This window comes from Mycobacterium sp. IDUB_28, assembly GCF_055419285.1.
On record NZ_JBVAXK010000009.1, the window covers coordinates 68,321 to 91,223 of the forward strand.

Genomic DNA, 22,903 nt, shown 5'->3' on the forward strand with positions numbered 1-22,903 from the left:
GATCGTGACAGACAGCGTGCTGGGCACGGCAGCTCGTGCGGTGCTGTCGTCGGGTCTGCTCGCCCCGCCCGGGCCGCTGACGGCGCTGCGGCTGGTGCGCGAGGTCGCCCGGGGTGGCACCAACCTCTTCACGCTGCTGGCCGTTTCGGCGGCGCGGTGGCCTGACCGCACCGCGATCATCGATGACGACGGTGCGTTGAGTTACCGCGAGCTGCAGGCGATGACCGAATCGCTGGCGCGTGCGTTGTGCGACGCCGGCGTCCGGACTGGCCAGCCGGTTGGGGTCATGTGCCGCAACGGACGCAACTTCCTCGCGGCGGTGTTCGCCACCGGCCTGGTGGGCGGCGACGTGGTGCTGGTGAACACCGAATTCCGTACTGACGCGCTGGCCGGCGCATTGGACGCACATCAGATCCTGACGATGTGCTGCGACAACGAGTTTCTGCACCAGATACACCAAACCGCCGAGTCCATCACAGCAATCGATCCGCAGCAGGTCGAGCCGCGGGGCGGTCCGCGGCCCAAGGTCGCGCGGTCGGGCCGGATCATTCTGCTGACGTCGGGAACCACCGGCGTTCCCAAGGGGGTGCCGCGCACCCCGAAGGTCAGCTCCGGACTGGGTGTCGGCGTCACGGTTCTCGAGCGCACCGGGCTGCACATCGGCACCCGAATGGCCATGGCAACACCGATGTTTCACGGTCTGGGTTTCGGCATGCTGACGCTGACTGTCAGCCTGGGCGGAACTGTCCTGACCCATCGGCGCTTCGACGCTGAAGCAACTCTGGCGCAGGCATCGCTGCACCGGGCCGACGCTTTGAGTGCGGTGCCCATCATGCTGGCCCGCATCCTGGACCTGCCGGAACGAGTTCGGGCGCGAAACCCGTTGCCCTGCTTGCGAGTAGTGGTGTCCAGCGGCGACCGGCTCGATCCCGGACTCGCCCGGCGTTTCATGGATGAATACGGCGATGTGGTCTACAACTTGTACGGCTCCACCGAGGTCGGAATCGGATCTCTGGCGACACCGGCCGAGCTGCGGCGCTTCCCGGAGACCGTGGGCAGGCCCGTCGCGGGATGCCCCGTCCGCATCTACAACCGCAGCGGCAGGCCGGTCGGGCCGAGGGTTACCGGGCGGATATTCGTTGGTGGCGAACTGAATTCGGAAGGCTACATCGGCGGCGGAGCCAAGACGGTGATCGACCGGATGGCCGGCACCGGGGACATGGGCTACCTCGACGAAGCCGGCCGGTTGTACATCGTGGGCCGTGAAGACGACATGATCGTCTCCGGCGGTGAGAACGTCTATCCCCGCGCGTTGGAGAACGCGCTCGCCGGCCATCCCGACATCGCCGAGAACGCGGTCGTGGGCATTTCCGACGAGCAGTTCGGCAAGCGTCTGGCCGCGTTTGTGGTGCTCCGGCCGGATGCCGAGGTGGACGAGGCCGCGTTGCGAGAGTTTTTGAAGGGCAAGGTTTCCCGCTTCGAGCAGCCTCGGGACATCAATATCGTCGACAGTATTCCGCGTAATCCCGCGGGAAAGGTGATCCGCCGGGAGTTGTCCGGGTAGCGACGGGTCAGGTCGTCAAGCGGGTTCGTCGTCGTTATCGGGGTTGAGGAGTTTTTCGGGGTGGTGGTAGGTGTTGGTTCTGGGTTGGCCGTGGTCTTGGTGGGGTGGGGGGAGCCATTCGGTGTGGCCGCGGGTGTTGGTGCGGGTGGTCCAGCCGTGTTCGGCCAGGCGGTTGTGGGTGCCGCAGGCCAGGGTGAGGTCGGTGATGTCGGTGCGTCGGGTTTTGGTCCAGGCGGTGACGTGGTGGACTTCGCTGTGGTAGGCCGGGGCACTACAGCCGGGTTTGGTGCAGCCGCGGTCTTTGGCGTGCAGCATGATGCGTTGGGCGGGGTTGGCCAGGCGTTGGGTGTGGTACAGCGCTAGGGGTTTGGCTCTGTCGAACAGCGCCAGGTAGTGGTGTGCGTGGCTGGCCATGCGGATGACATCGGTGATCGGCAGTACTGTGCCGCCGCTGGTGCGGCCCTTGCCGCGAGCAGCTTCGAGGTCTTGCAGGGTGGTGGTGACGATGATGGTGACCGGCAGCCCGCGGTGGGTGCCCAGGTCCCCGGAGGCGAACAACGCTCGCAGGGCGGCCAGCGTCGCGTCGTGCTGACGCTGGCAGGTGCTGCGCCGATCCCCACCGGCGACCTCGGAGTCGGGTTCACCGTCGATGACCGGGGCGTCGTCGGCGGGGTTGGCCATGCCCGGGGCGGCCAGTTTCGCCCACAGCGCCTCGATCGCCGCCCGCAGCTCGGGGGTGATCAGCCCGCTGATCGTGGACATGCCGTCACGCTGCTGGGCACCCAGGGTGATCCCGCGCGACCGGGTGCGTTCCTCCTCGGAGAAGTCCCCGTCAGGATGCAGGCAGTTCATCATGTGCTGGGCGTAGCCGGCGAGCTCATCGGGGCGCTGCCAGGCCGCTTTGTCGGCCAGGTCAGCTTCGGCGGCCTCGCGGGTCAACACATCGACCGCCGCGGGCAGATGTTTGAAGAAGTCGCGGATCACCTTGACTTGGCCGTCGCCGATGCGGCCGGCGCGCTGGCCGGCTGCGGTCGCGCTCAGCACCGGCTCCAGGGGTTGGCCGGTCAGCGCGCGGCGCGGGCCCAGATCGGCGGCTTCGCCGATGCGGCGCCCGGCGCAGGGTTTGGTGATGCCCAGCCGGGTGGCCAGCGCCTCACACAGTGTGCCCCCCAACTCGGTTTTGTCGGCCTGGGCGGCGAGCTGATTGATCAACGGGTGCTGCGGGACCCGCAACCGGCGAGCCATCCGTTCCAGACGCTCCAACGCGCGCAGCCGCTCCGGGGTGGTCAACACCTCAAAAGACAACCCACACAACCGATCCAACCCAGCATCGAGCGCGTCGAAGACCGCCACGATCTCATCGCGCGAACTCGTTGCCATACCGATGATTCTACGAACCACCACCGACAACCAGATCGCCGCGCGACGCCGCTAACCGATTGCGCTGAAACACATTTCGTTCAAAATGGAGGGAACCGATCGGCACCGGATTGCGTCTAACACTTTAGTGGCCGCCGGCGGCACGTGAGAGCAGATGCACCATCACATTTCCGAAGCCATCACCGCGCTCTTCGAGTTGCACACGTGACGCTTGAGGCCGGCCGGCCGTCAACGCCGCTTCATCGGCAAAATACCGACAGTTCCGGCAACGACACAGCACACAAAAGTGCTGCAATACAGTCGATTTCGCTTACATGGATGCGAAGCGGCACCGATCAGGAGCCGTCCTCCAACTCGGGCGGGTCAGGAGTTACGGCGCCGACGGCCCTGTTGAGCCACTGCGGTGCCACCACGGAGACCACGGTGGTCCCCGCGGTGGCGCCGATCACGCCCGTCCACGCCACCGGGCCCAGTGGTGTGCAGCCGAAGAACTGGCTGAGCACCGGTGTCTGGATGATGCCGACCAGCACGCCCGCGCTGCCGAGCGCAGTGGCCACCACCAGCGGGCTGTGGCTACGGGTCAGCAGCGTCTGCGCCAGCTGCGTCGTCACCAGGGCCGTCAAACCCATTGTGGACGTGCGCCTTTCGGTGCCGGGTGTCCAGCGTCCGATGGACCAGGCGGCCGTCGCACCGGCAGCGGTGATGACGCCGCGGTTGACGATCGCACGCATCAGCGGCTCGTCGAGTGACGGCGCGGGTTGGGTCAGCAGGTCGAGCTGGCGGGCCCGGCGCGCATCCTCCACTTCGTCGGCGCTCAGACCGTCTTCTTCTTCCGGGTCCTCGTACTGCGAGGTGACCGCGACCGCGAGGGCGGGGAACATGTCGGTGAGCAGGTTCACCAGCAGCAGCTGACGGGTGCCGACCGGGGCGCGGCCCTGGCCGAAGGCCGTGCCGAGGATGGTGAACAACACCTCACCGACGTTGCCGCCGACCAGGATCGTGACAGCGTCACGCACACCGGCCCACATGTTGCGGCCCTCGACCAGGGCGTCGACCAGCACCCCCAGGTCGTCGTCGGTGAGCACGATGTCGGCAGCACCGCGGGCCGCCGACGATCCGCGGCCACTCACACCGATCCCCACGTCGGCCATCCGGATGGCGGCGGCGTCGTTGGCGCCGTCGCCGACCATCGCGGTGACCCGCCCGCAACGTTGCAGCGCCGCCACGATCTGCACCTTCTGCTCCGGGCTGACCCGGGCGAATACCTGGACATCGGCGGCGAGCTTGGCGTGTCCCTCTTCGTCGTGGCTGGCGAATTCGGCACCGGTCACCACGCGCGCGTCGTCGGGCAGGCCCAACTGGCGGGCGATGGCCCGTGCGGTGATCGGGTGGTCGCCGGTGATGAGCACGACGTTGCGCCCGGCCTCCACCAGCGCCTCGATCAGCGGCCGGGACGATTCCCGCGCGGTGTCGGCCAAACCCACGTAACCGAGCAGTTCCAGGTCGTGCGCGGCGGCGTCGACGTCGTCGACGTCGGTGTCGTCTTCCCTGGTGCCGTGCTCCCAGGTACGTTGCGCCACGGCCAGCACCCGCAACCCCTGTTCGGCGAGGTGCTGCACGAGCGAATCGGCATGATCGGACTCAGCCTCGGGATCGTCGAAGCGGCAGCGCGGCAGGATGACCTCGGGCGCGCCCTTCACCATCAGCACGGGCGCGGCCGCCGTGTCGGCCTCCGCGCCGATCGATGCGGCATAGCCTCGGCTGGATTCGAATGGAACCTCGGCCAGGATCGTCCAGTCACCTTCGCCGTCAAGGGAATTCGCCGCCGTGAGGATCGCCTCGTCGGTGGCGTGCGCGTGTCCCTCGCCGTCGTGCGGCTGGGTGGATGCCCGCGCGGCGGCCCGCAGCACTGCAATCGACTGCGGTTCGGACGTTTTCGGGAACGGTCCCTGTGCCGCGGTGGCGGCCGGGACGGCCAGCACCACGCGCAACCGGTTCTCGGTGAGGGTGCCGGTCTTGTCGAAGCAGATGGTGTCGACCCGGCCCAGGGCTTCGATGGTGCGCGGCGAACGCACCAGCACTCCACGCGCAGTCAGTCGCTGGGCGGCGGCGAGCTGGGACAGTGTGGCCACCAGCGGCAGGCCCTCGGGAACTGCGGCGACCGCGATGGCCACACCGTCGGCCACCGCCTGACGCAGCGGGGCGCGCCGCAGCAGGGCCAGGCCGGTCACGGTCGCCCCGCCGGCCAGGGTCAGTGGCAGCACCTTGCTGGTCAGCTCGCGCAGCCGGGCCTGCACGCCCGCCGACGTCTCGACGTTGGCCACCGCGGAGATGGCGCGTTGTGCGGCGGTACCGACTCCGGTGGCGACGACGATGGCCCGGGCGCGCCCGGCGACGATCGTGCTTCCCTCGAACAGCATGCTGGCCCGGTCAGGGTCGTTGACGGCGACGGGATCCACCTGCTTGTCGACCGGCAGCGACTCGCCGGTCAGGAAGGATTCGTCGACCTCGAGGTCGTCGGCAACCAGGATCCGGGCGTCTGCCGGGACCACCTCGGGGGCGGTCAGGTCGATGACGTCGCCGGGGCGCAGCTTCTTGGCCGACACCGTGGCGGTCCGGGTCGCGTTGCGGGCGGCCTCCAACCGGCGCCGCGTCGTTGCCACCGCAGGCACCACCACCCGACGCACCAGTTGGTCCTGCTCGGCGAACAACTCCGCGGCCGCGGCCTCGGCACGCAGTCGCTGCACTCCGCCGGTGACCGCGTTGACCGCCATCACGCCGGCGACCAGCAGTGCGTCGACGTTGCTGCCGACGATCGCTGAAGCCGCCGCGCCCACCGCCAGAATCGGCGTCAGCGGGTCGGACAATTCGTGCCGGGTGGCCACCGCCAGCCGCCCCAGCGTCTGAACCGGACCCCGCAGCGGCGCCACGACCGGCTCGTAGGACAGGTCGTCGAGCCGACGGCGCCAAGTCGGGGTGTCGGACGCCACTGCCAACGGGCGCGATCCGCCGGCCAGCCGCGAGTACACGATCTCCGGGTCCAGCGCGTGCCAGGCGGTCAGCGGTTGCGGTGTGGGATCCGGCAGGCGCAGCACCCGGGCGGCTGAGAAAGATCCGGAGAGCAGGGCCGTCGCCGCGGCGGTGTTGACCGGGTTCAGGAAGCGCCGGAAGGACACCGGGCTCGTGGACCGGCCGTCCTCACCGGTGACCAGCAACAGGCCGGCAAGCGTGGTGCCGCCCTGGGACAGGTGCACCGCGGATTCGCTGGCGGCGCGGGCCACCGGCAGCGCGGACAGGATGCGCACCGCGGCGGCCAGATCGGTGCCGGTGATGATGTCGGCGGCCCACGGCGTGGCAGCACGGGGATCGTCGAGGGCGACCCCGATATCGGCGATGGCCAGTGCGGCCAACGTGTCGGTCGAGGCGAAGTCGCGGTGCAGTGCGGTGATCAGCAGCACGGGTCCGCGGTCCCCGCGCAGGTCGCGCACCAGCTTCAACAGCGGAGTCCCGGGCGGATGCGTCGAACCGACGCTGGCGGACAGATCTTCGGTGCCCGCCACGTGCCGCAACACCACCCGCGCCCCGGTGCGGTTCGCGGTCTGCAGCAACGGGATTGCGAAGGGGTCGACTTCCCAACCGACGTCGACGTGGCCCACCCGCCGGCCGTCGCAGACCAGATCGGCGTGTTCCAGACCCTGCGCCGGTGTCGCCGACGAAGAACCTTCCGGCCGAATCCATTTCAGCCGCGCACCCCCGGCAGGCAGTTCGTCGGGATCGGGTTCGGGTGGCTCCTCCTCGTGCAGCAGCGCGTCGGCCACCTCGTAGACGCGGTCGTCGTCCCAGCCGGGTTCCTCACCCCAGGCGCTCAGCACTGCGCGGTGATCACCGCGCAGTGCGGCGCCGTCGATCACCACCACCTGTATGCGGTCCATGCGACGCAGCGCCCCCGGGTCGAGTACCAGCAATCCCGCATTCGCCAGACCGCGCCCGAGAGTGGTCGCGAACGATTCCCGGCCGATGTGCGCGGCTTTCGGCACCCCGGCCAGGATCGCCTCGGCGGCCTCGGCTGCACCGCCACCGGCGAACAGCGCACCCGCGGCGGCGATCACCGAACCGCTGGCCGCCTGGTCTGAGTAGTTCTCAACCGGGCCCTTCATCGCGCCCTTGCCGATGTCGATCGCCGCGTCGATGGCACCGTCGACCACGACGTGGGAGGCCTCGCCGGCGGCGGCCGCCGCCCAGTTGTGCCGGGGCATCTGCGACTCGGCCCCCGCGGAGTTCAGCACCGGAACCACCGGCGCCTGCGGCCGGGCGGGTGAGGCGAGTTCGCGTTCCCGCTCCCGCCAGCGCTGCCGATGGGCCGTCGCCTCCACGAGCTGCAATGTGCGCTGGGTGAGATTCAGCATGGGTGTGCTGGGAGAACCGCTCAACCCGTAGGCCAACGCGGTGGAACCGCTCAGCGCGATGTCGGTGCCGACGCGACCGAGGCGCGACTCCAGGACGGCGACCACCCGCGGCTGGTAATTCAGCAGGGCCGCGGCGGCCTTGGCGCTGCTCGGTGCCATGGGCAGCCGGGTGAGCCAACCGGTCACCGCCGCACCCACCGCCACGGCGTCCATCGCCGCAGCGGTCAGCGGCACCAGGATCGCCAGCGGGTTGGCCGGGTCGGCGAACGGTGCCGCCTGGGACGCGGAGGAGGTGCCCGAGGCGGTGAGGTCGGTAGCGACGGCCGCGGCCGTTTCGCGGATCTCGTCCAGCACCGTGTCCTCGTCGGCGTCCTCGGCGATTTCGACGACCAGCCGGCCCAGCGCCCCTTCGACGTGTGCCTGGGCTACTCCGTCGATGCGGCGGACCGGCTCCTCCATTACCGCCGCGTATTCATGCCAGCAGGGAAACGGCAACAGCGGGTCTAGGTCCAGGTGCACCCGGCGCCCGCTGTGCCAGCGCACCGGCGGGGTGACCGCCTCGGGGGCGCCGTCCTTGGCGCCGCCCAGGCCGATCGCGCGCCCGGTGCTGTGCGCCACCGATTGCACCACCGGGCCCACCAGCTCGGTGACGGGACTGGTCAACGTCTGCACCGCGCTGGCCGCGCCGGCAGCTCCCTGGACGCCGGCCCGGACGACCTGCGTGGCCCCTCCGGTGAGAGTGCCGACGATGTCGGCCACGCCCGGAATTTTCATCCATCACCCTTCGAATACGTCTATCCCGCGCCAATCCTTCCGGCGCCTTCAGCACCTGTCCACACGGTCCGCGGATTGCCCCTGGACTACCGCGTGGGCGGCAACCCAAACAACGAGAACAGCAACGGATCGAGAAAGACGGCCATCGCGGCGATGCCCGGGACGCCGCCCCGGTTGAGGCAGGTAAGAACCTGGATGGAATGGGCCGCCACCATGTTATCGGTGTTTGGCCGGTACCCGGCGACGGCCGGTTGAATCGGCGAGTGTGCGGACCACGACGCGACACGCCGGCGCGTCGTCGTGAACCGCACGCTCGGCGCGGCCGCGAGCTCCTACAAGTGCCGGTGATTCGCCCGGCCGACGTGATAGCCGGTGGGGAACGACTTCTCGATCACCTGGAGGTGGTGGTCCACCCGGGATTCCAGCTCGAGGACCACACAGCCGTCGCCGACGGCCTTGGATTCCAGCACGATGTACCGCTGACCGTTGTCGGTGATCGGATCGCCTGAGTGCAAATCTTCGACGGCCACCAACTCGGGGGTTCCGTGTGACTCCACCTCTGTCACAGTAGGTGAACCAGGCAGGCGAGGGAATAGTCCCGGTGGCGGGGGTGCGGCGCCGGGCAGCGGACGCCCGGCAAGAATGGCGCCATGACTACACCGCAGCCGCCGGCCGATGCGCCGACCTGCTATCGGCATCCCGACCGCCAGACATACGTCCGCTGCACCCGCTGCGAACAGCCGATCTGTGGGGACTGCATGCGCAGTGCCGCGGTCGGTCACCAGTGTGAGCAGTGCGTGCAGGCGGGCGCGGCCACCGTCCGGCAGCCGCGGACCCGCTTCGGCGGGCGGGAGCGCTCGGACCGGCCGGTGGTCACCTACGCGCTGATCGTGATCAACGTGCTGGCGTTCGTTGCGGAGTATGCCTCGGTCGCGGTGCAACAGCAGTTCACCCTGTGGCCGCCGGCGGTGGCGGCGTACAGCGAGTACTACCGCCTGGTGACCTCGGCGTTCCTGCACTACGGCCCCGCTCACCTGGGGTTGAACATGTTGGCGCTGTATTTCGTCGGGCCACCGCTGGAGATGTGGCTGGGCCGGTTGCGGTTCGTCGCGCTCTACGCCCTGAGTGGACTGGGTGGTTCGGTGCTGGTGTACCTGCTCGCACCGCTGAACACGGCCACGGCGGGCGCATCCGGCGCGATCTACGGGCTGTTCGCGGCGATGTTCGTCCTGGCCAAGCGGCTCACCCTCGACGTGCGTGGGGTGGTGGCGGTCATCCTCATCAACCTGGCGTTCACGTTCGTGGTGCCGGTGATCAGTTCGCAGGCGATCAGCTGGCAGGGTCATGTGGGTGGGTTGGTGGCCGGCGGCGCGATCGCGGCGGCCTACATGTATGCACCACGGCAACGACGTGACCTGGTCCAGGCCGCCGCGACCGTGGGAGCGCTGTGCCTGTTCGGGGCGTTGATCTGGTGGCGCACGGCCGATTTGCTCAACCAACTCACCTGACGCCGGGGCGGCGGTTCCCGTGCGGGGTAGGTTGCCCGGTATGACCTGGTGGACCGCGCAGGCCGAGCGGACGCTGAGCGAACAGGTGCCCGCCCCGCCCGGCGAGGTGCGCGACTACTACGTCGACCTGGGCAACATCAAACTGGTGCACCCGCTGATCGTCTCGGTGGAATTGCTCGATCGCAGTGACACCCCGGACGGTTACCGGGTCGGCTACCGGGTGGTGGACCGCATCGCGCTGGGGCCGATCACGGTGAAGGTCCGCTACCGGGCGCGGCTGCATGTTCCCGTCGACGGCGACGTACACACCGAGGCCGACCAGTCCCCGGGCGTGCGGCTGCGGGGCACGGTGAGTTTCGCGCCGATCGAGGGCGGCACGCTGGTCACCGAGCGGATCAGGTTCGCCGCGCCGCGACCGCTGGCCGGGTTCACCGTCCGCGCGGCGGCCGAGGCGCACACTAAGATGCTGTCCGGCATCCGGCGTCATTTTGAATCAGGCTGAGCCGCTTTCCATTCCGACGTCAGCGCGAACTCGGACAGGTACTTGGTGGAACTCCACCCGCCGTCGACGACGATCGTCTGTCCGTTGATGAAGGCACCACCCGGCGAGCAAAGAAACGCGACCGTACTGGCGACGTCGTCGACACTGCCCAATCGCTGATGCGGTGTCATCTCGGTGTTGATGCGCCGGAAACGTTCGTCCTGCAGGCGATGTTCGGTCATCGGCGTCTGAATCACCCCGGGAGCCACCGCATTACAGCGAATGCCCTGTGCCCCGTATTGGCAGGCGATGTGGGTGGTCATCGCCGTCAGACCGCCCTTGGCTGCCGAATAGGCACCACCGCGCATGCTGCCCACGACCGCGAATGTGGAGGTGATGTTGATGATCGCCGAACCGGCCTGCAGGTGCGGCAGCACCTCGCGCACTAATCGGAACGGCGCGCGCAACATCAGCCGCAGAAAATGGTCCAACGATTCATCGTCGGTTTCGTGTAGCGGTTTGGGGCTGCCCACTCCGGCCGCGTTGACCAGGAAATCGACACGGCCCCAGTGGTCCAGCGCAGCAGCGACAACCTGCCGGGGCGCGTCGTCGTCGACGAGGTCGACAGCGAGGGTCGCCACCCGTGCGGGATCGCCGATCGCGCGACTGAGCTCAGCGAGCCGGCCCTCGTCGCGACCGGTAGCCAACACCGCCACCCCCGCGTCGGCAAGCTTTGTCGCACAACCGAATCCGATGCCGCCGGTCGCCCCCGTCACAATCGCTACCTGCATGTCACCGATCTTCCGCCATCAGTTCCGCCCGAATCCGATGCTTGAGGATCTTCCCCGCATCGTTTTTCGGCAGACCCGCCCAGATAACCACTTGCTCGGGTGCCTTGAAGCGCGCAACGCCCGCGGCTTCGAGGAACCTGCGCAAGTCGTGCACGTCGGGGCCGGGACCGGCGGCGACGACGACCGCGCACGCCCGCTCGCCGGTGCGGTGGTCGGGCAGCCCGACCACCGCGATCTCGGCTATCCCCGGATGGTTGGCCAGCACGTCCTCGACCTCCTTGGGGGAGATGTTCTCGCCGTTGCGGATGATCATGTCCTTGGCCCGGCCGGTGACCACCAGGTATCCATCGCCGACCCAGCGCGCCAGGTCCCCGGTGCGGAAATAGCCGTCGGCGTCGAAGGATCCGTCCTCGTCCTCGGGGTGCAGGTAGCCGACCAGCATCTGTGGGCCGCGCACCCGGATCTCGTCGTCGATCAGCCGCACTTCTGCGACCCCGACCCGGCCGTCGGTATCCGCGGCACGATCGCGGTCCCGCGGCGCTCCGATCGTGGTCACCGGCACTTCGGTCGAACCGTACACCCGGGTCACCACGGCTGCTTCGAAATACGCTGTCGCGCTGCGGATCAGTGACGGTGACACCGAAGCGCCACCACAGATGAACAACTTCAGATCGGGCAGGCGGGTGTGGGCGCGCTGTGCGGCCGCCAGCAGCTGCTCCAGAAACGGCGTGGCGCCCGCCATGTGCGTGCAACGCTGGGCCCGCATGATCCGCACCGCGCTCTCGGCATGCCAGCGGTCCATCAGCACTGCGGTGGTGCCGAGCAGCAGCGGGGCTTCGAAGGCGTAGATGGATCCGCCGATGTGGGCGATCGGCGAGGCGACCAGAAACACGTCCCCTGGCGAGACGAACCAGTGCTCGCGAATCTGTCGGATCAGCGCGTGAATCGAGTTATGGCTGTGCAGAACGCCTTTGGGGCGACCGGTGGTTCCCGAGGTGTAGAGGATCATCCGGACCGCATCGGCATCCAGTGTCGGCAACGGCTCAGGCGTGCGCGGCGTGGTGAGCAGTGACCGGAACGGGATCTCGTCGGGTCCGCCGTCACCGCGCACCACGACGACATCCGGCGCTGACTCCAGCTGGGCGGTGACCCGACGCAACATCGGGACATAGTCGTAGCCGCCGAAATCAGGCGGGATGAACACCACTCGGCTGTCCGCGTCCTCCAGGATGAAGCGCAGCTCCCGATCGCGCAGCGACGGCAGAATCGGGTTGGCCACCATGCCCGCCAACGTGGCGCCCAGGTAGATCACCGCGGCTTCATGCCAGTTGGGCAGCTGGAACGACACCACACTGCCCGGCGGGATCCGCGCGTGCAGCGCGTGGGCCAATGCCGTGGCCTGCCGATGCAGCTCGGCGCAGGACAGTCGGTAGTCGCCGTCGACCAGCGCGATCCGCTCCGGAGTGTCCCGAGCGGCGTCCTCGAGGGCATCTGCCAATGTGGCACGGCCCCAATAACCTTGGGCGTAGGCCTGCGCGGCTCGGTCATCGTCCCAGCGCAGTAGGCGGCCGCCGATCAGCTTCCTACCCACGCACTCGTCGCATCGTCATCGAATGGCGGAAGCGGGACGCCGGGTGGGTATTGATCGTGACCTGGGCGACCTGGCCGTCGGAGGCACGGTAGGTGCGTTGCACCTGCAGCGCCGGCGTGCCGGGCTCCACATCGAGGCCCTCGGCCACTTCCGGGGCCAGCAGGACGGCGATGATTTCCTGTTGCACCTCAACGATGCTCAACCCGAACAGGTCCTCGATCAAGGGAAAGATCGGTCCCTCGTGGCGCTGCAGCAGTCTGCCGACGGCCGCGAACGCGCGGTTGATGTAGTACTCGGTGCGGCACAACGCGGTCTCGGAGTCGTCGGAGCGACGAAAGCCACGAACGGTCAGCCACTGCTCACCCACGGCCAGCCCGCTGCGTGCGGCCGATTCTCCGTCGATGGTGACCATCGCGACCGATTCGATCGCAAACCTGGTGCCGGTGGCGAACGCCAGCAGGTCGTTGATCGACATGACGTGCTGGACATACGAATCCGACGACGGTCGCGGCACCACCAGAGTTCCGGTGCGTGGCCGCGACGACACCAGGTTGTCGTCGCGCAGTCGTCGCAACGCCTCCCGGATTGTGTACCGGCTGACCGCAAACCGCTCGCACAGCTCGTGCTCGGTGGGCAGCTGCGATCCCACCGGGTAGATGCCGTCCACGATCTCCTTGCGCAACGTGCGGGCCACCTGCAGGTACCGGTGGTCGACGACTTTTGCTTCCGAAGGTGGTGAGGACATTGCCGGTGGCCCTTCAGGATTCCTGACGTAGGGCCAGCAGACTGCCGTCGCCGTCGGCCGAGATGTACAGCGTGCCGTCGGGGCCGGCGGCGATACCCGCGAACGGTCCCTGAGGACCGGAGAACGGCGGCATGCCGCGCAGCGGTTTGGGTGTGATGCCCGGCGGGGCGCCGAGCGGCAGATCCGCAGCGAGGGTGGTCCGGACACCGGTGTCCAGGTCGAAGGCGACGACTTCCTTTGCGCCGGTGTCTACTACGTAGAGTTGCCGGCCCAGCACCAGCAGCCCCTGCGGCCGCTGCAGACCGTCGAACACCAACCCGCCGTCGAGGCTGCGGACCCGGCCGGTCTCCGACACCAGGCAGCTGCCGTCGCGGTCGATCGCGACGCCGACCGGATCGGTCAGACCGGAGGCCAGGACCTGAACCTGGTTGCCGCGGAGTCCCAGCACCCGACCGGTGCCGAGTTCAGCGACGAACACGGTCCCGTCCGATGCCGCCGCCACACCGTAGAGCTGATCGAAACCTGCCGCCAGCACTTCGCTTTCGTTATCCGCGGGCCGGTAGCGGGTGACCTCTCCGTTGGAGGTGGTGACGACGAACTCGCCGGGACCGGTCGAGTCCAGTCCGCGCAGGAATCCCGGATAGCCGGGGCTGAACAACATTCCGACGGTCCGCAGCGTGCCGTCGTCAAGCAGCGTGTAGAAGAAGGTGCCGTCGGCAATGTAAAGCTGCCCGTCGGGTCCGACCGTCAGGTCCAACGGCCAGTTCAACCCGCCCTTGAGCACCATCTGCGAGTCACCGTTGCGACCGATTTCGGTGATCTCGCCGGTGAAGCTGGAGACGAACAACCGGTTGCCGACGAAGGTGCAGTTGTCCAGACCCGGGTTCAGGCTGGCCAGTACGGTCTTTTCACCGGTGCGCGGATTGATGCGCAGCACCTGGCCGCTGTGCACCTGGGTCGACACGATGTAGCCGTCGGCGTCGAACTTCACCGAGTCGGGGACACCGAGGTCACCGGCAACCCGTTCGGCTGCACCGCCTTCGGGGTCGATGCGCCAGATCTCGTTGGCGGTCATGACGGGGAAGTAGAGCATTCCGTCCGGCCCCACCTCCATCGCGTTGGGCATCGGAATGTTCTCCAGCAGCACCCGCGGCGCCCCGCCGTTGAGGTCGAGTTCGAGCAGCCGCCCGCCGGCGCGGCACTCGTTGATGAACAACCTGCCCCGGTGCACCGTGATGCCGTTGGCCGACGGCAGGTCGTCCCGTAGCACCCGGGTGCGGCCGGCAGCGTCGCGCATGCTGACCCGGCCGTCCATCACTTCGGTGGCGTAGAGGTTGCCTTCGGGGCCGAATGCGACGTCGTCGGGTGCGATGATGTCGCCGCCCTTGGCGCTGACCGTGTCTACCAGGCCGGTCTCGATGTCGAGCGCGCTGATCTGGCTGCCCGTCACCTGGGCGATGTAGATCCGGCCGTCCGGTCCGGTGCGGATGCCGTTGGCCCCGAACAGACGGCTGGGATCGGTGAGCCGAATCAGTGTCCACCCTTCGGCCAAAGTGGGCGAGTACGGGACGGGGTACCGGCCAAGTTGGCCAGTTGGGTGCGACGATCCGGTTCCGGCTATCACCGCTCGGACGATAGCAATCGTGCCGTGGTCCAGACAATAGTTCGTCGATATTCCGCGGCCGGCCTTGACGGGCACGCTACGTAGAGAGAATCATGCTCTCCAATGGGTGCACATCATTATCTTGTCCGGACAATTCGATGAGCACGGATCTGCTCGGTCTCGCCGGACGCGTCGTCGTGGTCGCCGGCGCTGCCGGTGGCGGCATCGGCACCACGGTGACGCGCGTGGTCGCCGAGGCCGGCGCGACGGTGATCGGCGTCAGTCGCGGCCAGGACAATCTGGACCGGCACCTGGGTCCGCTGGTAGCCGAAGGGTTGCCGGTGGTACCGGTGGCCGCCGACGTGTCCACCGATGACGGCGTGGCGGCCACGATCGAAGCGGCGCGGCAGGCCGACGGAGAACTGCATGGTCTGGTCAACGTGGCCGGTGGTGCGGACCCGTCGACGTGGATGCCTGCGACGCGGGTGACGCGCAGCGACTGGCGGGAATTGTTCACCCGCAATCTGGAGACGATGTTCTTCATGAGCCAGGCCGTGGCCGCGGAGCTCAAGAGCAACCGGCGCGCCGGATCGATCGTGTCCATCTCGTCGATCAGCGGGCTGAACACCGCGCCGTTCCATATCGCCTACGGCACCGCCAAAGCCGCGATCGTCGCAGTGACCCGGACCATGGCCGCCGAACTGGCCAGTGACGACGACGGGGGCGCGGCGATCCGGGTCAATGCGGTCGCGCCCGGAGTCACCGAGACACCGGCGTCGCGCACCTACACCGACGACGATCCCGAACGGGACCGACGTGCCATCGCGATGGGCCGGCGCGGGCGCCCGGCGGAAATCGCCGGTGCGATCCTGTTCCTGCTGTCCGATCTGTCGAGTTACATCACCGGACAGACGTTGCTGGTCGACGGCGGTCTGAACCTCAAGTGGGGACACCTGGGTGCCGACAACACCTCGCTGTTCCTCAAGGACGAGTCGTTCCGCGCTGCGATCAAGCGTTGAGGAGAAGGGGAAAGCGATGAATGACGATCTGACCGCACCGGTCACGATCGGGGTCGAGGCCTACATCTCTGCGGACTACGCCCGCGCCGAACGGGACAAGCTGTGGCGCAAGGTCTGGCAGCAGGTCGGGCGCGTCGAAGATCTGCCCAAGGTGGGTAGCTTCCTGACCTACGACATCCTGGACGACTCGATCCTGGTGGTGCGCACCGGACCCGACACCTTCAAGGCCCACCACAACGTGTGTGTGCACCGCGGCCGTCGGCTGGTGGACACCCCCGCCGGCGCGAAAAGTGCTTGCGGCCACAAGAAGTCGTTCGTCTGCGGATTTCACGGATGGACCTATGACCAGGACGGCAACTGCACCCACATCCCCGAACGGGCGGACTGGCAGGGGGCGCTGACCCCGGAGAACACCCATCTGGGCAGGGTCAACGTCGACACCTGGGGCGGCTGGATCTGGATCAACATGGACCCGGCGGCCGAGCCGCTGCGCGACTACCTAGAACCGGCAGCGACCATGCTCGATCCGTTCAATCTGGCCGACATGCGCTGCAAGTGGCGCAAATGGCTGCATTTCCAATGTAATTGGAAGGTCGCGATGGAGGCTTTCAACGAGACCTACCATGTCGCCACCACGCACCCGCAGTTCAACAAGTTCGGCAACTTCCGCGGCTGGGCCGCCGCGCACGGCAGGCACAGCAACATCGGCTACGACGCACCGGCGGATCTCGGTGAGACCAAGTCGAAGATCCGGTTGGGCACCGGGGCGGACCCGCGGGTCTCGACGGCCGAAATGCAGCTCTACACACTGGAAGAGACCAACGCCACCACCACTCAGACACTGGTGAACGCGGCGTTGCGGTTGGTCGACGAGCTGCCCGACGACGCGCCCGCCGACAGAGTGCTCAGTCACTGGCTGACCTCGGCACGCCGCGACGACGCCGACCGCGGCGTGGTCTGGCCGACCATCGATCCCGAACACCTGGCCAACAGCGGCACCGCCTGGCAGATATTCCCCAACTTCCAGATCGGGCAGGGTCTGACCACGGCGTTGTGCTACAGCGCGCGCCCGCACGGCTACAACCCCGACGAGTGCATCTTCGAAGCGTCCTGCTACGAGCTGTACCCGAAAGGCGAAGAGCCGCACACCGAGTGGGTGTATGCGCCGCCGGACGACCCGAATTGGCGCAGCGTCCTGCCGCAGGACTTCTCCAATATGGCCGCGGTGCAGCAAGGAATGAAGTCCCTGGGCTTCCGCGGCCCCAAGCCCAACCCCTACATGGAACGCAGTACCGCCAACCTGCACCGCAACCTCGCCGAGTACCTGGGCCGGGGCGCGCCGCAGGCCCTTGCAACAGAGACGGAGATTCAACGATGAAGGTCAACCTTGGCTTCGGAGCACACAATTCGCACGACTGGGAGCGAGTGCTGGCCGAGGACTTCAGCCAGCCGCCCGCAACCCCGGACTGGGAATGTGTGCAGAGCACACTGGCGATCGCCGATCTGGCCGAGCCGCTCGGGTTCGACGGCATCTGGATGCCCGAGCACTGCGGCACGCCCTATGGCATGACACCCAACCCGATTCAGGCGTTGAGCTATTTCGCCGGTCGCACCGAACGGGTCGCTCTGGGCACCTTTGTGGCGGTGGCGCCGTGGTGGCACCCCATTCGGTTGGCGCACCAGATCGCCTACCTCGACATCATCTCCAACGGCCGGTACACCACGATCGGGATCGGCCGTGGCGTGTCGAAGGGCGAGTTCGACGCCGTCGGGGTGCCCAGGGAGGAGAGCCGCCAGCGGTTCAACGAGACGCTGGACATCCTGGAGCTGGCGTTCTCCGGGGAGCGGTTCTCCTACGACGGAGAGATCTTCAAGGTGCCCGAGATGTCGTTGCGGCCCGAGCCGCGGAGTCGGGACCTGTTCTCCCGCATCTATTCCTCGTCGTCCACCGCGGAGTCGCTGGAGATCCTTTCCCGGCGCGGCATGGTGCCGCTGTTCGTCGGCAACAAACCGATCGAGGATGCCGGCCGGGAAGTGCAGAAGGTCAACACCTTCCGGCAGGAGGAGGGTCTGCCACCGTGTCAGCCGAAGAACGTGATGTTCATGTACTGCACGGCCGATCCCGATGGTGCGGCCAAGTCCGAGGAGTGGATCTACACGGCCAACCGCGACGTCACCGTGCACTACGGGTTCGCCGACGCCTCGAACTTCAAAGGCGTCAAGGGCTATGAGGCTTATGCGGCCCGGGAAGCGACCGCGACCGCGGTGCTGGCGTCCTCGGTGACACACGACTCGAAGGGTGCGCCCAAGACGCCGGGCTATCACGCCTCCAACCTGCTGATCGGGACTCCCGAGGAAATCTTCAACCGGATCAAAGCGGCCCAGGAAGCGTGCTCGTTCTGTGAACTGACGATCGTGCCGCAGTTCGGCACCATGCCCTACGACGAGGCGACGGCCAGCACGGAGTTGTTCGCCAAGGAGGTACTGCCGGCGGTGCAGGAGATGGCGGCACCGTTGCACCCGGCCGCGCTACCGGAGAACGCGCTGGCATGACCGGAGTCTCCGACTGCCCGCCGACATCGGCGCCCATCGACATCGACCTGGACGGTTTGCGCGAAAAGTACCGCCATGAACGCGAAAAGCGGCTGCGTCCGGAGGGTTCCAAGCAGTACATCGAACTCGTCGACGACTTCGCCGGATACTACGAGATCGACCCGCACTCGCCGGACCTGGTGCGCGATCCGATCTCGGCGGATATCGACGTGGCCGTGCTCGGCGGCGGCTTCGGCGGGCTGCTGTGCGCTGCGCACCTGAAGAAGGCGGGCGTCGAGGACGTGCGCATCATCGAACTGGGTGGCGACTTCGGCGGAGTGTGGTACTGGAACCGCTACCCCGGGCTGCAATGTGACAACGAATCATATTGCTACATACCGCAATTAGAGGAACTCGACTATATCCCGAGCAAGAAGTTCGCCGACGGTACCGAAATCTACGAGCATTGCCGCCGGATCGGGAAGCACTACGGGCTCTACGACGCCGCGCTGTTCTCCACCCAGGTGCGGGCGCTGCGCTGGGACGAGGAGATCAAGCGCTGGCGGGTCAGCACCAACCGCGACGACGACATCCGGGCGCGGTTCGTGGTCGTCGCGTCGGGTCCCTTCCACCGTCCCAAGCTGCCGGGCATCCCGGGCCTGAAAGACTTTCAGGGACATAGCTTTCACTCATCGCGTTGGGACTACAGCTACACCGGCGGTGACGCCACCGGTGGACTCGACGGATTGAGCGACAAGCGTGTCGCGGTGGTGGGCACCGGCGCCACCGCGATCCAGATCGTGCCGTTTCTGGGCCGCTACGCCAAGCACCTGTACGTGTTCCAGCGCACCCCGTCCTCGGTCGGTGTGCGCAACAACACCCCGACCGATCCGGAATGGGTGAAATCGCTGCAACCCGGATGGCAGAAAGAGCGGCAGCGCAACTTTCACGCCTGGACGTTCGAAGGCATGGCGCCCGGCCAGCCAGATCTGGTGTGCGACTTCTGGACCGAGCTGGGCCGCAACACCGCGGCCAGGGTGATGGCGCTCGAGGATCCGGCAGCGATGACCCCGGAACAGTTCATGGCCATCCGGGAGGAGGAAGATTACAAGGTCATGGAGCGGCTGCGCCGGCGCATCGAAGACATCGTCGACGATCCCGAGACCGCCGAGGCGCTCAAACCGTACTACAACTTCCTGTGCAAGCGGCCGTGCACCAACGACGACTATCTCCCGACGTTCAACCGGCCTAACGTCACGCTGGTCGACGTGTCGTCGTCCAAGGGCGTGGAGCGCGCCACCGCAAACGGGTTGGTGGCCAACGGTGTCGAGTATGAGGTCGACTGCATCATCTACGCCAGCGGGTTCGAGATCACGACCGAGATCAGCCGCCGGTACTCACTGGAGGCGATCGAAGGCCGCGACGGCCTGTCGCTGTTCGACTACTGGCGCGACGGCTATAAGACGCTGCACGGCATGACCAGCCGCGGCTTCCCCAACCAGTTCTTCACCGGATTCACCCAGGTCGGCATTTCGGCGAACATCGCCGCCAATTACGAACTGCAGGGTGAGCACATCGCCTACATCATCGCCGAAGCGCTGGCCCGTGGCGCGACCACGGTCGAGCCCAGCCAACAGGCGCAGGACGACTGGTGCACCACGATCCGCGAGACGGCGATCGACAACAGCGCGTTCGACCAGGCCTGCACGCCAGGCTATTACAACAACGAAGGTGGCGGCACCGAGGGCATCCGGTCGCATCTGGGTGAGCCGTACGGTCCGGGCTTCTATGCTTTCGGTGACCTACTCGCCGAGTGGCGCGCCGGCGGCAAGCTGGACGGGCTGATCCTGGAACCGTGATGGCTGAACTCAGATTCGACGATCGGGTGGCGGTGATCACCGGTGCCGGCCGGGGCCTGGGACGCGCATACGCGCTGATGCTGGCCGCCCGCGGGGCCAGCGTCGTGGTCAACGACACCGGCGGCGCGCTGACCGGTGGTGGCGGCGTGGACGCCGGCCCGGCACAGCAGGTTGTCGACGAGATCAACGCGGCCGGCGGTGCGGCCGTCGCCTGCACCGAATCGGTGACCACCGCCGCGGGTGGGCAGGCCATCGTCGGGGCCGCACTCGACCAGTACGGGCGGCTGGACATCCTGATCCACAATGCCGGTACGGTGCGGCGCGGTTCGCTGAAGGAGATGAGCTACGAGGACTTCGACGCCGTCCTCGACGTGCATCTGCGGGGCGCTTTTCACGTGGTGCGTCCCGCCTTCCCGGTGATGTGCGGCGCCGGTTACGGCCGCATCGTGCTGACCTCCTCGATCGGCGGGCTGTACGGTAACCACGGTGTCGCCAACTATGCGGCCGCGAAGGCCGGTGTGATCGGACTGTCCAACGTCGTCGCACTCGAAGGCGCGGCGGAAGGGGTGCTGTGCAACGTCGTCGTCCCGTCAGCGGTGACGAGAATGGCTGACGGCCTTGATATTTCGCAATACCCCCCGATGGGGACCGAGCTGGTGGCACCGGTGGTGGGGTTGCTGGCGCACGAATCCTGCCCGGTGAACGGCGAGATGCTGATCGCGATCGCCGGCCGGATCGCCCGCGCGGTGATCGCCGAAAGCCCGGGGGTGCAACGCTTGTCGTGGACCGTCGAGGATGTCGCCGAACAGCTCTACGCCATCCGGAACCTCGCGGCGCCACTGGAATTCCCGGTGGTCCCCGACGGGCACGCCCAGCACATCCGGTACAGCTTCGACTCTGCGGCCTGGGCAATGCGGGAGCGCGCGCACCATGTCTGAGGCTGGTACCGGCCCGCTGACCGGCGTCCGCGTCGTCGACCTCACCGCGATGGTGATGGGGCCGTACTGCACGCAGATCATGGCCGACATGGGTGCTGACGTGATCAAGATCGAACCCCCGCGGGGTGACGACACCCGCTACGTATCGGTGGGCCCGGCGCCCGGCATGAGCGGCGTCTTCGTCAACGTCAACCGCGGCAAGCGCGGCGTTGCCATCGATGTGAAGTCAGACGCCGGCCAGCGCGCCCTGCGGGCGCTGATCGAACGCGCCGACGTGTTCATCCATTCGATGCGGGCCAAGGCGATTGCCCGCCTCGGGCTGAGCTATGTCGAGGTCGCGGCCGTCAACCCGGCCATCGTGTACACCAACTGCTACGGCTACTCGCGGCGCGGGCCGAATCGCGACCTGCCGGCGTACGACGACACCATCCAGGCCGCGTGCGGGTTGCCGTCGGTGCAACAGCAACTGACCGGCGAGGCCAACTTCGTCGGGACGATCCTGGCCGACAAGGTCGCCGGCCTCACCGCGCTGTACGCGACGACGATGGCGCTCTTCCACCGCGAGCGCACCGGTGAGGGGCAAGAGGTCGAAGTCGGCATGTTCGAGGCGATGGCGTCGTTCATGTTGGTCGAACACGTCAACGGCGCGATGTTCGACCCGCCGTTGAGTCCCGCGGTCTACCCGCGCGCGGTGGCGCCCAACCGACGGCCGTACCGCACCAGCGACGGCCACATCGCCGCCCTGATCTACAACGACAAACACTGGGCCGCATTCGTCGACGCGGTGCGACCGGCCTGGGCCAGCGATCGGTACACGACGTTGGCGGGGCGGGCGAGTCAGATCGACACCGTCTACGGGTTGCTGGCCCAGACGTTCGCCGAGCGCACCACGCAGGAGTGGCTGGATCTGCTGCGCGAACTGGAGATACCCGCATCCCCGCTGTCCAGTCCGGCGGAGTTGCTGGACGATCCGCAACTCGACGCGGTCGGCTTCTTCGAGACCGTCGACACGCCCCACGGACCGGTGCGCTTTCCCGGAGTGCCCACGTGGTTCTCCCGGACGCCGGGTCGCGTCGCCGGTCCCGCCCCGGAGCTGGGCGCGCACACTGAGGCGGTGCTGGCAGAACTGGGCCTGATGCCGGTGGACTCCGAACCCCCCGGTTAGTCGAAGAGCGGACTGTCGGTGGTGTAGGCCCGGTAGAAGTACGTCAGATTGTCCGGGCTGCCGTAATCGACCCGCTTGAAGGCTTTGCTGATCGGGTTGGCGTGGGTGTGGGTGCCGGGGTGGTACACGGTCAGCGAGCCCAGATGCTGCGCCAGCTCGGCCGGTGTGTCCACCCATACGTAGCCGGCGTTGCGCACCATGACCTCGCCGAGGTAGCAGCCGAGCACAAAGATGGGTTCGGCCATCAGGTCGGACCCGGGCCCGCGGAAGCCGTCCAGGATCGCGTCCACGTCGTTCAACGAGGCCGGGCTGAAGTCGAGTTCGACTGCGGACAGCGTCTGGGCTGCCGCGACGGCACGACCGGCGATTTCGGCCGCCGTGGCGGGACTCGGCACCGCCGGCAGCAGTAGCGCGCGACCAGTCCATGCGGGTCCGGCCGCAACCGCGGCGGCGTCGCCCGAGATGACTTCCACCGCAGCGCCTTCCTCGCCCGGACTGGTCTTGCGACGCCGGGTGAACCAGCCCATGTGGATGCCTTCTGCCGTGC

At 67.6% G+C, this 22,903-nt stretch carries 17 protein-coding genes; 9 read left to right on the forward strand and 8 right to left on the reverse strand.

All coding sequences use genetic code 11. The features are described from left to right. Nucleotide 1: 1 nt before the first annotated feature. The gene (locus ACZYZ9_RS19220; protein WP_463828017.1) at nucleotides 2–1,564 is read left to right on the forward strand and encodes an AMP-binding protein; all 1,563 of its coding nucleotides are present in this window, start codon (nucleotides 2–4) and stop codon (nucleotides 1,562–1,564) included. A gap of 15 nt (nucleotides 1,565–1,579) precedes the next feature. Here ACZYZ9_RS19220 and ACZYZ9_RS19225 read toward each other — a convergent pair whose 3' ends face one another. The 3 genes from ACZYZ9_RS19225 to ACZYZ9_RS19235 all read right to left on the reverse strand — a co-directional run bounded on the left by ACZYZ9_RS19225 (nucleotide 1,580) and on the right by ACZYZ9_RS19235 (nucleotide 8,681). Next, nucleotides 1,580–2,944, reverse strand: a complete 1,365-nt coding sequence (locus ACZYZ9_RS19225) for an HNH endonuclease signature motif containing protein (protein WP_463827863.1) — start codon at nucleotides 2,942–2,944, stop codon at nucleotides 1,580–1,582. 335 nt (nucleotides 2,945–3,279) lie between these two features. Next, nucleotides 3,280–8,124, reverse strand: coding sequence for a cation-translocating P-type ATPase (locus ACZYZ9_RS19230; protein ID WP_463827864.1), 4,845 nt, complete (start codon nucleotides 8,122–8,124; stop codon nucleotides 3,280–3,282). A gap of 332 nt (nucleotides 8,125–8,456) precedes the next feature. Then, a complete protein-coding gene (locus ACZYZ9_RS19235) occupies nucleotides 8,457–8,681 on the reverse strand; it encodes a hypothetical protein (RefSeq protein WP_463827865.1) in 225 nt (74 codons plus the stop codon). Between the two features lie 93 nt (nucleotides 8,682–8,774). On the opposite strand from ACZYZ9_RS19235, the gene ACZYZ9_RS19240 reads away from it, so the two are divergent. Both ACZYZ9_RS19240 and ACZYZ9_RS19245 read left to right on the forward strand, forming a co-directional pair. Beyond that, nucleotides 8,775–9,632: a rhomboid family intramembrane serine protease gene (locus ACZYZ9_RS19240; RefSeq protein WP_463827866.1), complete on the forward strand. Its 858-nt coding sequence runs from the start codon at nucleotides 8,775–8,777 to the stop codon at nucleotides 9,630–9,632. 40 nt (nucleotides 9,633–9,672) lie between these two features. Further along, nucleotides 9,673–10,134, forward strand: coding sequence for an SRPBCC family protein (locus tag ACZYZ9_RS19245; RefSeq protein ID WP_463827867.1), 462 nt, complete (start codon nucleotides 9,673–9,675; stop codon nucleotides 10,132–10,134). Here the strand turns inward: ACZYZ9_RS19245 and ACZYZ9_RS19250 are convergent. Genes ACZYZ9_RS19250 through ACZYZ9_RS19265 form a run of 4 tightly spaced genes read right to left on the reverse strand, consistent with a single transcriptional unit; the run spans nucleotide 10,116 to nucleotide 14,876 of the window. Then, nucleotides 10,116–10,904: an SDR family NAD(P)-dependent oxidoreductase gene (locus tag ACZYZ9_RS19250; protein ID WP_463827868.1), complete on the reverse strand. Its 789-nt coding sequence runs from the start codon at nucleotides 10,902–10,904 to the stop codon at nucleotides 10,116–10,118. The genes ACZYZ9_RS19245 and ACZYZ9_RS19250 overlap by 19 nt on opposite strands. 1 nt (nucleotide 10,905) lies before the next feature. After that, nucleotides 10,906–12,465 (reverse strand): AMP-binding protein, encoded by a 1,560-nt coding sequence (locus ACZYZ9_RS19255; RefSeq protein WP_463828018.1) that lies wholly within the window; start codon nucleotides 12,463–12,465, stop codon nucleotides 10,906–10,908. A gap of 22 nt (nucleotides 12,466–12,487) precedes the next feature. Continuing rightward, nucleotides 12,488–13,240 (reverse strand): GntR family transcriptional regulator, encoded by a 753-nt coding sequence (locus ACZYZ9_RS19260; protein ID WP_463827869.1) that lies wholly within the window; start codon nucleotides 13,238–13,240, stop codon nucleotides 12,488–12,490. 13 nt (nucleotides 13,241–13,253) lie between these two features. Continuing rightward, nucleotides 13,254–14,876, reverse strand: coding sequence for an SMP-30/gluconolactonase/LRE family protein (locus ACZYZ9_RS19265; protein WP_463828019.1), 1,623 nt, complete (start codon nucleotides 14,874–14,876; stop codon nucleotides 13,254–13,256). 125 nt (nucleotides 14,877–15,001) lie between these two features. Between ACZYZ9_RS19265 and ACZYZ9_RS19270 the strand changes: the two genes are divergently transcribed. Genes ACZYZ9_RS19270 through ACZYZ9_RS19295 form a run of 6 tightly spaced genes read left to right on the forward strand, consistent with a single transcriptional unit; the run spans nucleotide 15,002 to nucleotide 22,356 of the window. Next, nucleotides 15,002–15,862, forward strand: coding sequence for an SDR family NAD(P)-dependent oxidoreductase (locus tag ACZYZ9_RS19270; RefSeq protein WP_463827870.1), 861 nt, complete (start codon nucleotides 15,002–15,004; stop codon nucleotides 15,860–15,862). 16 nt (nucleotides 15,863–15,878) lie between these two features. Next, nucleotides 15,879–17,240: an aromatic ring-hydroxylating oxygenase subunit alpha gene (locus ACZYZ9_RS19275; protein ID WP_463827871.1), complete on the forward strand. Its 1,362-nt coding sequence runs from the start codon at nucleotides 15,879–15,881 to the stop codon at nucleotides 17,238–17,240. Next, nucleotides 17,237–18,415 (forward strand): LLM class flavin-dependent oxidoreductase, encoded by a 1,179-nt coding sequence (locus ACZYZ9_RS19280; RefSeq protein ID WP_463827872.1) that lies wholly within the window; start codon nucleotides 17,237–17,239, stop codon nucleotides 18,413–18,415. The genes ACZYZ9_RS19275 and ACZYZ9_RS19280 overlap by 4 nt, the downstream gene beginning before the upstream one ends. Further along, nucleotides 18,412–20,253: a flavin-containing monooxygenase gene (locus tag ACZYZ9_RS19285; protein WP_463827873.1), complete on the forward strand. Its 1,842-nt coding sequence runs from the start codon at nucleotides 18,412–18,414 to the stop codon at nucleotides 20,251–20,253. The genes ACZYZ9_RS19280 and ACZYZ9_RS19285 overlap by 4 nt, the downstream gene beginning before the upstream one ends. Further along, nucleotides 20,253–21,191, forward strand: coding sequence for an SDR family NAD(P)-dependent oxidoreductase (locus tag ACZYZ9_RS19290; RefSeq protein WP_463827874.1), 939 nt, complete (start codon nucleotides 20,253–20,255; stop codon nucleotides 21,189–21,191). The genes ACZYZ9_RS19285 and ACZYZ9_RS19290 overlap by 1 nt, the downstream gene beginning before the upstream one ends. After that, nucleotides 21,184–22,356, forward strand: coding sequence for a CaiB/BaiF CoA transferase family protein (locus tag ACZYZ9_RS19295; RefSeq protein WP_463827875.1), 1,173 nt, complete (start codon nucleotides 21,184–21,186; stop codon nucleotides 22,354–22,356). The genes ACZYZ9_RS19290 and ACZYZ9_RS19295 overlap by 8 nt, the downstream gene beginning before the upstream one ends. Here the strand turns inward: ACZYZ9_RS19295 and ACZYZ9_RS19300 are convergent. Then, nucleotides 22,353–22,883, reverse strand: coding sequence for a hypothetical protein (locus ACZYZ9_RS19300; protein ID WP_463827876.1), 531 nt, complete (start codon nucleotides 22,881–22,883; stop codon nucleotides 22,353–22,355). The two genes, ACZYZ9_RS19295 and ACZYZ9_RS19300, sit on opposite strands and share 4 nt — an antisense overlap. Between the last annotated feature and the right edge of the window lie 20 nt (nucleotides 22,884–22,903).